Below are 13,019 nucleotides of genomic sequence, written 5' to 3'. Positions count from 1 at the left end.
CGACCAACGACACCACGCCCGAAAGGTCACCCATTCGACCCACGAACCCACATCCGGCACCGGGTACCGGGCACCGGGTACTACGAATCCCTAGGGAACTACGTGAGATGGGCCAGGCACCGCAGGAGGCTGGAAGCCCAGTCGTCCGCGGTGAAGGGGGCTTGCTTCACGTGCGCTGGATCGACCAGGTACAGGTCCATACCCATGACGGAAGTGACCCTGTTGGCAGGGTAGATGTGGGTTCCGGTGTGCACCGCGCGGAGCAGGGCGACGACGTCGTGCGAGGTACGGAGTTCCTCGCCCGCCCCGAGGGGAATCTCGTACGCCGTCAGCCGGGCCAGCGCGCACTCGTCCCTGTCTCCGAGGACGACCCGGACAGCCGGGGCCCCCGACGGGGCGGGCATGACTCCCCGTACGTGCTGGTCCTCCAGTAGCGGCGCGTAGACGTGATCCAATAGGAGGCTGGCTACTTCCACCTGAAGGCCTTCGATCTCGCCGTACTCCTCGCTCACCACGTCACGTGACGGCGCGGCCGCGAAGCCCTGACTGGCCCTCTTCGCGGCCACGTCTCGCGTGCTTCAGTCCGCCGCCAGCTCCCGCTGGAAGTCGGTCACGATCCGGCGGTACCCGGTGTGGTGCGTCTGCCGTGCGTGCCGCAGGGCCCACACGGCGGGCCCGTCGTCGTCATCGGCGGGCCCCGACCCGGCGAGGCAAGAGGTGCACTCGACCTCGAAGATCGCCTCACTGCCCGTCCGGTCGCGGGTCAGCAACCAGACACTCACTGCACCTTCACGGACAGCTCTGCCCACACCCGTTTCCCGGGCCCGACCCGCTCCCCTACGGCCCACCGATCGGCGAGCGCCGCCACCAGGTACAGCCCGCGCCCGCCGTCATCGCCCCGGTCCGACTCCCCGACCACGGGCATCGCGGGACTGACGTCGTGGACCTCGACCCGTACGCCGTTGCCGAGCCGCACATACCGGGTCTCGATCTCCCGGTCGCGGGGCGCGACGGCATGCCGCACGGCATTGGTCACCAGCTCGGAGGCCACCAGCAGCGCGTCCCCCTCCAGCTCCGAGAGCCCCCAGTCGGCCAGGGCCTTACGCAGTTCGGCCCGCGCGAGCGGCACACACCGCGCCTCCCGCCGCCACCGCCGGACCACTTGTTCGCATTCACTCACCGGGCCACCGCCCGCCCGTGGATGACCCCGATAAAATGCAGCACGTTGACGCTCCTTAGTAAGCGTTGGCCACGCCCCCGGACTGTTAGCGCAGTCGCGGGGGTCTCTCCGCTTGTGAACCAGCCACGCTGTGCGCTGACTACCCCACAGAACGTGACAACCATCACCGTAGGACCGCACACACAGCCACCGCAAGCAGAATGAAACGCAAATTTGCGATTCACGCGATCGGATGGCGATTCTGGCGGTGCGTTACCCCAAGACGGCAGAGTGGTGCGGATGTTGAGAGGAGTTGCCATGCCCCCAGGTGGTAAGCCGACAGTCCGGAGCCGGAGGCTCGGGGCGGCTTTGAAGCGGCACCGCGAGGCTGCAGGTATCGATCAGGCGTCAGCCGCTGAGGCGATCTTGAAGTCCGTGTCGAAGGTCAGTCGCCTGGAAGGTGGCCTGACATCCGCCTCGGCGCTGGAAGTACGTACCCTCCTGGACCGCTACAGCGTTGACGACCCCAAAGAGCGGGCACGCTTGGAGGGATGGGCGAAGACTGGAAACCAGCGGGGCTGGTGGCTCGACTTCCAAGAGACGGTCACGCCGGACTACGCCGATCACATCACGCTGGAGAACGACGCGACCCACATCCGGTCCTGGCAAACGGCCCTGATCCCGGGCCTGTTGCAGACACCCGAGTACGCCGAGTCCGTTATCTCCGCAGGGCCCTGCTTCCTCACGCCGGAGCGGATCAAGGGACTGATGCAGGTCCGCCAGGAGCGTCAGAAGCGCATCGAAGAAGGCGGCGTGCAGTTCGCCGCGGTCATCTGGGAGCCAGCGATCACGTCCCTCGCGTCCCACCCCGCTCTCGCCGTCCCGCAGTGGCAACGGCTTCTTGACGCATCGCAGCGCCACAACGTGACCGTCCAGATGCTGCCGATCTCGGCGAGCCGGGCGGCGGGCGCGGCCGGACCCTTCGTCAGCTTCTCTTTCGGGGACGAGCCGATCGTCGAGGCCGTGGCGGTCGAGAACCTGCCCAACACTTCGGTCATCGAAGCTCCGGACGATCTGGCCCTCTACGTCAATGCGTTCGACGGGCTACGCTCTTCAGCACTGTCCCCAGAGGAGACCGCAGACCGCATCCTCCAGCTTCTGAAGGGCACCCCGTGTTCCACGGAAGAGAGACCATGACCGCAGAGATAGTCGGCGACTACCGGAAGTCGTCTTACTCGGGGCAAATGGGCGACTGCGTCGAGGTGGCGGGGACCACCGACGGCGGGCTAGCCGTCCGGGACAGCAAGGACACCGGGCTCCCCGGGCTCCACTGCGCGGCCTCCGCCTGGTCCGCCTTCATCCGCGGTCTGAAGGAAGACCCGCGCGTCTGACCGCCACAGAAAGATCAGGCGCGCGTCAGTCCCTTGGCGGGAGCCACCTTGCCGAACCAGCCGGCGGCCTCCTCCGCGCCGAGCACCCGCTCCAGCACGAGGTCGCCGTGCATGCCGGGGAAGAACCGACCGGCGGGCCAGCCCCGCCGGTACGGCGGCGGGTCGAGGACGAGCAGCCGGACGCCGTCGACGACGCCGATGTCGGTCGGGTTTCCCTCGTTGAAGATCCAGCATCCGTCTGCGCCGACCAGGTTGAAGGCTCCGGTCGTCGGAACCTGTCCCTCCGCGTCCCGGCACACGGCGATCTCCCGCTCCGGCGGCGCCTCGCCCGGCACGTGCGTCCCACCGATGAGCACGCCCGCGAGCAGGGTGTGCAGCTGGAAGTTGTCACCGATTCCGCTCATGCGCAGGGCGTATCCGGTCCCGCTCTCGCGGTGCAGGACGACGAGCGGTTCGTCGTCCAGCACCCGCAGTGCGTACGTCAGGCACTTGAACTCGTCGCCGGAGGCCTCGGCCACCCGTTCGACGAGCGCGAGCAGCTCCGCCTTGTCCTCCGCGGTTCGGCGCACGGCCGGGGCGTTGAGCATGGCGACACTCGCCATCTCCCACTGCGGCAGAGTGAACCAGCCGACGGCCGACTCGTAGCCCGCCCTCTCGATGATCTCGTCGGTGAGTTCGTCGTCGAGGTCGGGGAGTTCTCCGCCCCCTGTTTCCGCCCAGCGCGCGCAGAAGTCGGCGGCCGCCGCGAACGCCTCCCGCGCCCCGGCGAAGATCCCCGGCGCGCACGCCTGCGCGTCCGCGCCCCGCTCGACGCACGCCCCGACGACCACCGCGACCGTGGCCCGCGGCCCGTGCGGCAGTTCCGGAAGCAGCGCCCCCAGCCGCGGCCCCGCCGCCGCGTACTCACCGTCACCGGCGTTCCCGCTCGTCCGCTGGAGCTGCGCGAACGCCCGTTCCGCCCCCAGTGCGTCCTGTGCGCGTACGGCCTCCTCGAAGTCGCCCACGGCGCCCAGGAACTTCTTTCTCCCGAATATCACCCGCACATCCTGCATGACTACTGCCAGGGGACGTCCGGCGCGCGGTAGTACGCGATGTGCTGGGCGTTCAGGCGGGGGGCCTGGGAGGCGAGGCGTTGGCGGTAGGTGGACCAGTTCCGCGGGGTCGGGCTCCAGCCGAGTTCGGCCAGGCTGAGGACCCTGGGGAAGGCCATGAACTCCAGGTCGTGGCGGGTGGCGATGGTCTCCGTCCACAGCGGGGCCTCCACGCCCAGGACCGCGGACTCGGCGACGCCGGACAGGTACGTACCCGGGTTCCAGTCGTACGACCGGCGCACCGGGACGTAGCCGGCCCACACCAGGCCCGGCTTCGTCGTGACGTCGTATTTCATGTCCAGGTACAGCCGGTCCGCGGGGGAAAGGATCACCTGGTGGCCCGCCTTCGCCGCCGCGGCCACCGCCGCCTTGTCCGCCGCCGGAGTGCGGTCGTGGCCCCAGTACTGGAGCACCGCGCCCCGTGCCGGACGCGCCGACGCCAGCTGGTGCCAGGCCACCACCGTCTTGCCGTGGCGGGCCACCACCTGCTGCGCCCGGTCCATGAACGCCGCGTAGTCCGCCGCCGGCGTCGAATGCGCCTCGTCGCCGCCGATGTGGAGGTAGCGGCCCGGCGTCAGCTCCGCCAGCTCGCCGAGCACGTCGTCGATGAACTCGTACGTCCGCTCCTTGCCGACGCACAGGGAACTGAAGCCGACCTTGATCCCCGTGTAGCGGTCCGGCGCCTTCCCGTCGCAGTTCAGCTCCGCGTACGAGGCCTGCGCCGCGTTCACGTGCCCCGGCATGTCGATCTCCGGGACCACGTCCACGTACCGCTGTCCCGCGTACGCCACCAGTTCCCGGTAGTCGTCCTTCGTCCAGTACCCGCCCGGGCCGCCGCCGACCTCGCTGCCGCCCCCGTACTCCGCCAGCCGCGGCCAGCCGTCGATGGCGATGCGCCAGCCCTGGTCGTCGGTGAGGTGCAGGTGCAGCGTGTTGACCTTGTACTCGGCGAGCTGATCGACGTACCGCTTCACCTGCTCCACCGTGAAGAAGTGGCGCGCGATGTCGAGCATCGCACCCCGGTACGCGAAGCGCGGCGCGTCGGTGACCGTCCCGCCCGGCACCGTCCCCGGTCCGGCCACCGGCAGCAGCTGCCGTAGGGTCTGTCCCGCGTGGAACAGGCCGGCCGGCGTCCGGGCGGTCAGCGTGACCCCGGAAGCCGAGGTCTCCAGCCGGTAGCCCTCGGCCCCCAGCCCGGCGGCCCCCTCGTCGAGGCGCAGCCGGACGCCGTCGCCCGCCGCTCCGTCGACCACGGGCAGCGGCAGCCCGCTGGGGCCGCGCAGCTGCTCGGCGAGGAGTTCGCCGACCCGGCGGACCTCCTCGTCGCCCTCGTCGCCGTCGGCGCGGCCGGTACGGATGACCGTGCCCTCCCCGAAGGCGTAGCCGGGGCCGCCGGCCCGTACGAAGGCGGGGGCCGGCAGGAGCTGTTCGTAGGGGGCCAGGGCAGCGGGGCGGTCGCCCCCGGGCTTGGCGTCGTCACCGTGGGCCGCGGTACAGGAGACGGAGGCACCGAGGACCCCGAGGACGAGGAGGGTGCCGAGCGTGCGTCGCAGGACTCTCATGTGCCCAGGTATAGGCCAACTCCCGTCCAGAGGTGGGTGCGAGAATCACAAGATGGCGGAAATCATCCAGAAGGACGGCACATGGACCTTCGACGGGGACGCGGTGCGCATCGTGCCCGGGCGCGACAAGGAGGTCGGCCCGCTGCGCCAGACGCTCGGCGAGCTGACCGTACCGCTGCGCGCGATCGCCGGGATCTCCTACGAACCCGGCCGCAAATCGGGCCGGTTGCGGCTCAGGCTGCGTGACGGGGCCGATCCCCTGCTCCAGGTGACCGGCGGGCGGCTGCCGGAGACCTCCGACCCGTACAAGCTCGCCGTCGAGCAGGACCGGACCGGGTCGCGGAGTACTTCGTCGACGAGGTGCGCAATGCGCTGCTGCTGGAGCAGGTGGACCCGGGCCCGACGGACGCGTACCTGCTGCCCGGGCCCGCGGTGCCGATCACGGCGGGCGGCGGCGACGGGACGGTGGCCTTCGACGGGGACCGGGTGTCCCTGGAGTGGAACTGGACGGCGGAGGACTCCAAGCAGTCCGGCGGGCCCAGCCGGTTCCGGGTGGCGGATGTGCGCGCGGTGGACTGGCTCCCGGCGAAGGGGCTGACGAACGGCTGGCTCCGGTTCTCCCTGGCCTCCTCCCTGACCTCCCTGGACTCCCTGGCCGGCGCGCCGAAGGCCCCGGCGCCCAAGTACGACCCGTACACCGTGGAGCTCTTCGGCTTCGGCAAGAAGGAGCTGGTGACGGCGCTGGTCGCGGCGGCCGTGGTGGTACGGATGCCCCACCCGGCCGCCCCTCCCGAGCCCCCGGCGCAGCCCGCGCCCACCGCCCCGGCGCTCGGCGGCAGCGGCAGCGGCAGCGGCAGCGGCAGCAGCAGCAGCGGCGGCGCCGCTCCCCCCGAGGATCACGACGCCCTGCTGCGCAGGCTCGCGGAGCTGGGTGAGCTGCACAAGGCGGGGGTCCTCACCGAGGAGGAGTTCGCGGCGACGAAGGCGTTGATACTGCGGCGCTTCTGACCGGCATCAAATCGAAGGCGACCCTCCGCTTGGTCCAGACCAGCAGGATCCTGCCCGATTCCGGGCAGGATTTTTGCATTCCGCTCCGTTGGCCGTCAGTATCTACGGATGCTCGACCGCCGCCCGTCGCACGACGATCTCGTCGACCACCTGGTCCGCAGCACCGCGCTCCAGCGCGGTGAGGCCGCCCGGGTGGTGCTGGACGTGCTCGCGTACTTCGACGAGACGACGGAGGAATACGTCCGCCGCCGCCACCGTGAGCTCCAATCCGGTGGCGCGGTGAACGTGGAGATCTTCGAGCGGATCGCGGCGGAACTGCCGCACCGCGCCGTGGCGCCCCCGGAGCTCTCGCTCCGGCAGTTGCGCCGCATCGTCTACGGCTGAACCACGGGAGCCACGGCAGGCACAGCCGACGTGGCAAGCGCCGCGGCCACGACAGGGGCGGCAGCGGCAAGAGCGGCACGAGCGAACGAACTTCAGGAGGGGTAACACCGTATGTGCGGAATCGTGGGTTACATCGGCAAGCGTGACGTGGCACCGCTGCTGCTGGAGGGTCTCCAGCGCCTTGAGTACCGCGGCTACGACTCGGCGGGCATCGTCGTCAACAGCCCGAAGGCCGCGGCCCTGAAGGTCGTCAAGGCCAAGGGCCGGGTCCGCGAGCTGGAGTCCCGGGTCCCCAAGCGCTTCGCCGGCACCACCGGTATCGCCCACACCCGCTGGGCCACCCACGGCGCCCCCAGCGACATCAACTCCCACCCGCACCTGGATGCCGACCACAAGGTCGCGGTCGTCCACAACGGCATCGTCGACAACGCGGCCGAGCTGCGCGCCAAGCTGGAGGCGGACGGCGTCGTCTTCCTCTCGGAGACCGACACCGAGGTGATCGTCCACCTCGTCGCCCGCTCCCAGGCCGACACCCTGGAGGAGAAGGTCCGCGAGGCCGTCAAGGCGATCGAGGGCACCTACGGCATCGCCGTCATGGACGCCGACTTCCCCGACCGCATCGTCGTCGCCCGCAACGGCTCCCCGGTCGTCCTCGGCATCGGCGAGAAGGAGATGTTCGTCGCCTCGGACGTCGCCGCGCTGGTCGCCCACACCCGCCAGATCGTCACCCTCGACGACGGCGAGATGGCCACGCTGAAGGCCGACGACTTCCGCACCTACACCACCAGCGGTGCCAGCACCACCGCCACCCCGGAGACCGTGGAGTGGGAGGCCGCCTCCTACGACATGGGCGGCCACGACACCTACATGCACAAGGAGATCTCCGAGCAGGCCGACGCCGTCGACCGCGTGCTGCGCGGCCGGATCGACGACCGCTTCAACACCGTCCACCTGGGCGGCCTGAACCTGGACCCGCGCGAGGCGCGCGGCATCCGCCGGGTCAAGATCCTCGGCTGCGGCACCTCGTACCACGCGGGCATGATCGGCGCCGGCCTCATCGAGAGCCTGGCCCGGATCCCCGCCGACGCCGAGCCGGCCTCCGAGTTCCGCTACCGCAACCCGGTCGTGGACCCCGACACCCTCTACATCGCGGTCTCCCAGTCCGGTGAGACGTACGACGTGCTGGCCGCCGTCCAGGAGCTCAAGCGCAAGGGCGCCCGCGTCCTCGGCGTGGTCAACGTGGTCGGCTCCGCGATCGCCCGCGAGGCCGACGGCGGCGTGTACGTGCACGCCGGCCCGGAGGTCTGCGTCGTCTCCACCAAGTGCTTCACCAACACGGTCGTGGCGTTCGCGCTGCTCGCCGTGCACCTGGGCCGGATCCGCGACCTGTCGGTCACCGACGGCAAGCGGATCATCGAGGGCCTGCGCAAGCTGCCCGCGCAGATCCAGGAGATCCTGGAGACCGAAGAGGACATCAAGAAGCTGGCGGCCGAGTACGCCGAGGCCAAGTCGATGATGTTCATCGGCCGGGTCCGCGGCTACCCGGTGGCCCTGGAGGCCTCCCTGAAGCTGAAGGAGATCTCCTACATCCACGCCGAGGCCTACCCGGCCTCCGAGCTCAAGCACGGTCCGCTCGCGCTCATCGAGCCGGCGATGCCGACGGTCGCGATCGTCCCGGACGACGACCTGCTGGAGAAGAACCGCGCGGCGCTGGAGGAGATCAAGGCCCGCAGCGGCCGCATCCTCGCGGTGGCCCACCGCGAGCAGGAGAAGGCCGACCACACCATCCTCGTACCCAAGAACGAGGACGAGCTGGACCCGATCCTGATGGGCATCCCGCTCCAGCTGCTGGCGTACCACACCGCCCTGGCCCTGGGCCGGGACATCGACAAGCCGCGCAACCTGGCGAAGTCGGTCACGGTCGAGTAGTCGATATACGACACAGCCCCCACACATGAGCCGACCCCCGTGCGCCCTGCGCACGGGGGTCGGCTCATATGGTGCTCAGTTCGCGGCGACCGCGCCGCTGCCCGCCTTGCCGAGGGCCATCGGCCAGTGCGCCAGGGCCGCGGTGGCCCCGTACCAGGCCAGCAGTCCGGACACGGCGGCGACCCAGCCGCCGGCCTTGGCGAGCCCGCCGCTGTCCGCGAACGCGCCTATCGCCAGCAGGACGAGGGACAGGGTCAGCAGGGCGTAGAGGCCCTGGCTGAACAGACCGCCCGCCGCGGCGACCGTGAGGGTCAGCGCGAGCAGCGCGAAGAGGACAAGAAACGTTCCGGCGGCTTCTTCGGAGACCGAGGCTCCCGCGCCCTTGGCCCACGTGAACCAGAAGATGCCGAGTCCCGCGAACGCGGTGCCGTTGAACCCGTTGCCGCCGCGGTACTCCAGAAGCCCGAGGAGGAAGAGGGCGACGCCGCCGACGTACATGGCGAGCGAAACGGAGTTGGCCGCGCTCACGCCGTCGATGACACCGGTGTGGCCGATACCGAACGCGAGAAGGGTAAGACCCAGGGCGATGTTCCCGAGGGTCGAAGTCGAGGCGGTGCTTCCCGCAGAGACACCATTGTCCACGGCGGGCTCCCTTCGATCTGCAGTTGTTTGCTGTGTCCCAGCAGCACTTATCTACCCTTTACAAGGGGGTTCACAACCGCACTATCGACGTACAACCGGTTACGGAATGACAACAACCGGTCGCTGCGCGCGCTTTGCCAGCCGGCCGGCCACCGAGCCGAAGATCCGGCCGACGATCCCGTGGGTCGATCCGACCACGATGGCGTCGGCCGAATACTCCCGGCCGACCTCCTCCAGCTCATGGCAGATGTCCCCACCCCGCTCGACCAGGATCCATGGCACTTCCGACAGATAGTCGGCGCAGGCGAGTTCCAGCCCCAGCACCTCGGTGCGGTGATCCGGAACGTCCACGAAGACGGGCGGCTCGCAGCCGGCCCACACGGTGGTGGGCAGCCGGTTGGCCACATGGACGATGATCAGACCGGATCCGGAGCGCCGGGCCATTCCGATCGCGTACGCGAGGGCCCGCTCACTGGACATCGAGCCGTCGAATCCCACCACGACGCCGTGCCGGAAGGCCGGGTCGCAGGGATGACGTGACTGTTCCGCCGCGCGCAGGTCGCTCGACGCGTGGTCGGCGACGGGCTTGCGCTTGCGGTCCGCGGGTTCGGAGAATTCGTGTCCGGCCATGGGTGTCTCGGCGGGAGGTCCTTGGGGGAAGCGACAGGGGCGTTTTCGGCGACACAGTTCTTAGCGACACATGTTTTTGACGACACGCGTTTTTGACGACGCAGTGTGACGGAGCTCTGTCCGGGAAGCATCTTCCCAAGCCCATACCCACCAGGGTACGGCGACACTCCCGTCCTGCACAGGGCATGCCGCCCTTGGAGAGCGTCCCAGGGAGCATGCCGGAGCCGACGCCCCTTGGCAATGGCCGCTGGCCCCTACAGCCAGTGACGAGCCACCCGTGCGCGCAGTGACCGAGCCCGGCCGCGGGGCGTTGGACAGGCGTCCGACCGTCCAGGAAGAGCCGCAGGGAGTACGCCGTGCCCGGCCATCCGGTTCACCCCGTCCAGCCCGCTCAGCCGACGCAGTCCGTCCACACGCCGCATCCTTTCCCGTCCTCCCCCCTTCACTCGTCCGTGCCACTGCGCAGCCGCCGTGATGACGACCCCGCGGGTGACGTCGTGCGCTGGGCCGCCTTCAGTTGCCTGCTCGTCCCCGTGGTCCTCGTCGTCTATGGAACCTCCTTCGGCGGGGCGGCGGTGGCGACCCTGGGCCTGGCCGCCGTCACCGCCGCCTGCCGGGTGCTGTTGCGGCAGTCCGAGAAGACCCGGCGGGCAACCGCCGCCCGGATCCCCGCGGAAGGCCGCACGCGCGCGGAGGCGCCGCCCGCCCACCGTGGCCGGCACTCGCGCGGCGCGACCGGATCCGCTCGCGGCTGTCACGCCTCCGGGGGAATCTCGGGCGGGATGCGGGGAGGGATGCCGGGAGGCGCCCCGGGAGGCGTGCCCCCTCAGGGCTGACCGGTTCGCACGCACACACCCGCATGTTTTCAGCCAACTTCCCGGTAGGGTGCCCCCCTTGCCGGAATGTCCCCCCAACCCCCCTACCACCAGCGACGACAGAGCTCGGGGGCGCCCAAGACCCTATGGGTACTGGCCATGGCCGGGCGGCGCGCTTCCCACCCCGGTAGCGGAATGGAACGCTTCCTGATCGAATGCTTTTCGCCAAGTTGCCAAGTCGACATAGCGCTGCGTGCTGAACTTGTCACGCCGACACCACGGGACGCAGTAGATTCGATCATGTATTTACGGCGGGGGATCCACGTGCAAGGCCGAGGGGAAACGTGCAGGTGCGACCAGACCAAGGAGTCGCGACACCCAAGGGGGGCTTAGCGCCATGAGCCAGGATTCCACCGTCGTCGTGGACGCGGGCAGGAAGCTCGCGGGGCGTCGCCGCAGGGAGATCGTCGCGGTGCTGCTGTTCAGCGGCGGACCGATCTTCGAGAGTTCCATTCCACTTTCCGTGTTCGGCATCGACCGGCAGGACGCGGGAGTTCCACGCTATCGACTACTCGTGTGCGCCGGGGAGGACGGTCCGCTGCGGACCACCGGCGGACTCGAACTGACCGCGCCGTACGGGTTGGAGGCGATCGCCCGGGCAGGCACGGTCGTCGTTCCGGCCTGGCGCTCCATCACCTCACCGCCGCCGCCGGAGGCGCTCGACGCGCTGCGCCAGGCGCACGAGGAGGGGGCCCGGATCGTCGGACTGTGCACGGGGGCCTTCGTGCTCGCCGCCGCCGGTCTGCTGGACGGGCGGCCCGCGACGACGCACTGGATGTACGCGCCGACGCTGGCCAAGCGGTATCCGTCCGTCCATGTCGATCCGCGCGAGCTGTTCGTCGACGACGGCGACGTGCTGACGTCCGCGGGCACCGCGGCCGGAATCGACCTGTGCCTCCACATCGTGCGCACGGACCACGGCAGCGAGGCGGCCGGGGCCCTGGCCCGCCGGCTCGTCGTACCGCCGCGCCGCACGGGCGGCCAGGAGCGCTACCTCGACCGGTCGCTGCCGGAGGAGATCGGCGCCGACCCGCTGGCCGAGGTCGTCGCCTGGGCCCTGGAACACCTCCACGAGCAGTTCGACGTGGAGACGCTGGCGGCGCGCGCCTACATGAGCAGGCGCACGTTCGACCGGCGGTTCCGCTCGCTGACCGGCAGCGCGCCGCTCCAGTGGCTGATCACCCAGCGGGTGCTCCAGGCGCAGCGGCTGCTGGAGACCTCCGACTACTCGGTCGACGAGGTCGCCGGGCGCTGCGGGTTCCGTTCGCCCGTCGCGCTGCGCGGACACTTCCGGCGGCAGCTGGGGTCCTCTCCGGCCGCCTACCGCTCCGCGTACCGGGCGCGCCGGCCGCAGGCCGACGCGGCGCAGGTCTCCGACATCTCGTCGGGTCCGCTGCCGCACCAGCGCACTCCGCAGCCCCAGCGGGCAGCGGCGGCCCTGGCCGCCGCCGGCCCCACGGTGACGGAGCTGTACGCCCCGGGACGGGTCCTGCGCGAGCACGCGTAACACCCGTCACGGGCACCGCATGACGGAGGTCCCCTCACCGGTCGTCACCGGCGAGGGGGCCTTCCGCGTGTGCGGGGCTCCTCCGAGGGATCCGGCGGCCGGATCCGGCCGCCGGCCACCGGCCCGCCACGATCCGGAAGGGGACCGCATAAGGTGGGACGCATGAACGATCGCATGGTGTGGATCGACTGCGAGATGACCGGGCTCTCGTTGACGGACGACGCACTTATCGAGGTGGCCGCACTGGTCACCGACTCGGAGCTCAACGTGCTCGGCGAAGGCGTGGACATCGTGATCCGCCCGCCGGCCACGGCCCTGGAAACCATGCCCGACGTGGTGCGCGCGATGCACACCGCCTCCGGACTGCTCGACGAGCTGGCCGGCGGGACCACCCTCGCGGATGCCGAGGAGCAGGTCCTGGCGTACGTACGGGAGCACGTGAAGGAGCCCGGCAAGGCACCGCTGTGCGGAAACTCGGTCGGCACCGACCGCGGCTTCCTGCTGCGTGACATGTCCGCGCTGGAGAGCTACCTGCACTACCGGATCGTGGACGTGTCCTCGGTCAAGGAGCTGGCCCGCCGCTGGTACCCGCGGGCGTACTTCAACAGCCCGCCGAAGAACGGCAACCACCGGGCGCTCGCGGACATCAAGGACTCCATCACCGAACTGCGCTACTACCGGGAGGCGGTCTTCGTCCCGCAGCCCGGGCCCGACTCGGAAACCGCGCGGAAGATCGCCGCGAAGTACGCGGTGCCCGCCGAGTAGGCCCCCTCCGGCGGCGCGGGGACGGGCGCGGGGAAAGGGGGGAGCGAGCACCCTCCCGGACCCTGTACCCTTTTCT

Annotated in this window: 14 protein-coding genes and 1 pseudogene; 8 read left to right on the top strand and 7 right to left on the bottom strand. The window is 70.2% G+C overall.

The window, feature by feature from the left end; all coding sequences use genetic code 11:
• Window positions 1-98: 98 nt before the first annotated feature.
• The 3 genes from MTF65_RS07615 to MTF65_RS30455 are packed head-to-tail and all read right to left on the bottom strand — an operon-like array spanning window position 99 to window position 1,162.
• Window positions 99-566, bottom strand: a complete 468-nt coding sequence (locus MTF65_RS07615; protein WP_243627534.1) for a hypothetical protein — start codon at window positions 564-566, stop codon at window positions 99-101.
• A gap of 12 nt (window positions 567-578) precedes the next feature.
• Window positions 579-782 carry a hypothetical protein gene (locus MTF65_RS07610; RefSeq protein ID WP_243627533.1) on the bottom strand — a complete coding sequence of 68 codons (204 nt, stop codon included), beginning with the start codon at window positions 780-782 and terminating at the stop codon, window positions 579-581.
• Window positions 779-1,162, bottom strand: a complete 384-nt coding sequence (locus MTF65_RS30455; protein WP_308407153.1) for an ATP-binding protein — start codon at window positions 1,160-1,162, stop codon at window positions 779-781. The genes MTF65_RS07610 and MTF65_RS30455 overlap by 4 nt, the downstream gene beginning before the upstream one ends.
• A gap of 297 nt (window positions 1,163-1,459) precedes the next feature.
• Here MTF65_RS30455 and MTF65_RS07600 point away from each other — a divergent pair, with 297 nt between their 5' ends.
• Window positions 1,460-2,356, top strand: a complete 897-nt coding sequence (locus MTF65_RS07600; RefSeq protein ID WP_308407123.1) for a helix-turn-helix transcriptional regulator — start codon at window positions 1,460-1,462, stop codon at window positions 2,354-2,356.
• Window positions 2,353-2,550 (top strand): DUF397 domain-containing protein, encoded by a 198-nt coding sequence (locus MTF65_RS07595; RefSeq protein ID WP_243627530.1) that lies wholly within the window; start codon window positions 2,353-2,355, stop codon window positions 2,548-2,550. The genes MTF65_RS07600 and MTF65_RS07595 overlap by 4 nt, the downstream gene beginning before the upstream one ends.
• A gap of 14 nt (window positions 2,551-2,564) precedes the next feature.
• Here the strand turns inward: MTF65_RS07595 and MTF65_RS07590 are convergent, their stop codons facing one another.
• Together MTF65_RS07590 and MTF65_RS07585 are read right to left on the bottom strand one after the other, a co-directional pair.
• Window positions 2,565-3,587: a hypothetical protein gene (locus MTF65_RS07590; protein WP_243627529.1), complete on the bottom strand. Its 1,023-nt coding sequence runs from the start codon at window positions 3,585-3,587 to the stop codon at window positions 2,565-2,567.
• Between the two features lie 17 nt (window positions 3,588-3,604).
• Window positions 3,605-5,203 carry a beta-N-acetylhexosaminidase gene (locus MTF65_RS07585; protein ID WP_243627528.1) on the bottom strand — a complete coding sequence of 533 codons (1,599 nt, stop codon included), beginning with the start codon at window positions 5,201-5,203 and terminating at the stop codon, window positions 3,605-3,607.
• Window positions 5,204-5,255: 52 nt separating this feature from the next.
• Here MTF65_RS07585 and MTF65_RS07580 point away from each other — a divergent pair.
• From MTF65_RS07580 to glmS, 3 genes and pseudogenes are all read left to right on the top strand, one after another.
• Window positions 5,256-6,211: pseudogene (locus tag MTF65_RS07580) on the top strand (DUF4429 domain-containing protein).
• Window positions 6,212-6,319: 108 nt separating this feature from the next.
• Window positions 6,320-6,595, top strand: a complete 276-nt coding sequence (locus MTF65_RS07575) for a hypothetical protein (RefSeq protein WP_243627527.1) — start codon at window positions 6,320-6,322, stop codon at window positions 6,593-6,595.
• A gap of 111 nt (window positions 6,596-6,706) precedes the next feature.
• A complete protein-coding gene (gene glmS / locus MTF65_RS07570) occupies window positions 6,707-8,524 on the top strand; it encodes a glutamine--fructose-6-phosphate transaminase (isomerizing) (RefSeq protein WP_243627526.1) in 1,818 nt (605 codons plus the stop codon).
• 75 nt (window positions 8,525-8,599) lie between these two features.
• On the opposite strand, the gene MTF65_RS07565 is transcribed toward glmS, so the two are convergent.
• Together MTF65_RS07565 and MTF65_RS07560 are read right to left on the bottom strand one after the other, a co-directional pair.
• Complete coding sequence (locus tag MTF65_RS07565) at window positions 8,600-9,166, bottom strand: acetate uptake transporter (protein WP_243627525.1); 567 nt, start codon at window positions 9,164-9,166, stop codon at window positions 8,600-8,602.
• 99 nt (window positions 9,167-9,265) lie between these two features.
• Entirely contained in the window at window positions 9,266-9,796 is a 531-nt protein-coding gene (locus MTF65_RS07560; protein ID WP_243627524.1) for a universal stress protein, read from the bottom strand.
• A gap of 452 nt (window positions 9,797-10,248) precedes the next feature.
• On the opposite strand from MTF65_RS07560, the gene MTF65_RS07555 reads away from it, so the two are divergent.
• The 3 genes from MTF65_RS07555 to orn all read left to right on the top strand — a co-directional run bounded on the left by MTF65_RS07555 (window position 10,249) and on the right by orn (window position 12,943).
• The gene (locus tag MTF65_RS07555) at window positions 10,249-10,632 is read left to right on the top strand and encodes a hypothetical protein (protein ID WP_243627523.1); all 384 of its coding nucleotides are present in this window, start codon (window positions 10,249-10,251) and stop codon (window positions 10,630-10,632) included.
• Window positions 10,633-11,008: 376 nt separating this feature from the next.
• The gene (locus tag MTF65_RS07550; RefSeq protein WP_243627522.1) at window positions 11,009-12,178 is read left to right on the top strand and encodes a helix-turn-helix domain-containing protein; all 1,170 of its coding nucleotides are present in this window, start codon (window positions 11,009-11,011) and stop codon (window positions 12,176-12,178) included.
• A gap of 162 nt (window positions 12,179-12,340) precedes the next feature.
• On the top strand, window positions 12,341-12,943 hold the full coding sequence (gene orn / locus MTF65_RS07545; protein WP_243627521.1) for an oligoribonuclease: 603 nt from the start codon (window positions 12,341-12,343) through the stop codon (window positions 12,941-12,943).
• Window positions 12,944-13,019: the final 76 nt, after the last annotated feature.

This window comes from Streptomyces sp. APSN-46.1, assembly GCF_022815725.1.
Classification (GTDB): Bacteria; Actinomycetota; Actinomycetes; order Streptomycetales; family Streptomycetaceae; genus Streptomyces.
Note: the sequence above shows the minus strand (reverse complement) of the source record. Positions and strands in the feature narration are given on the sequence as shown.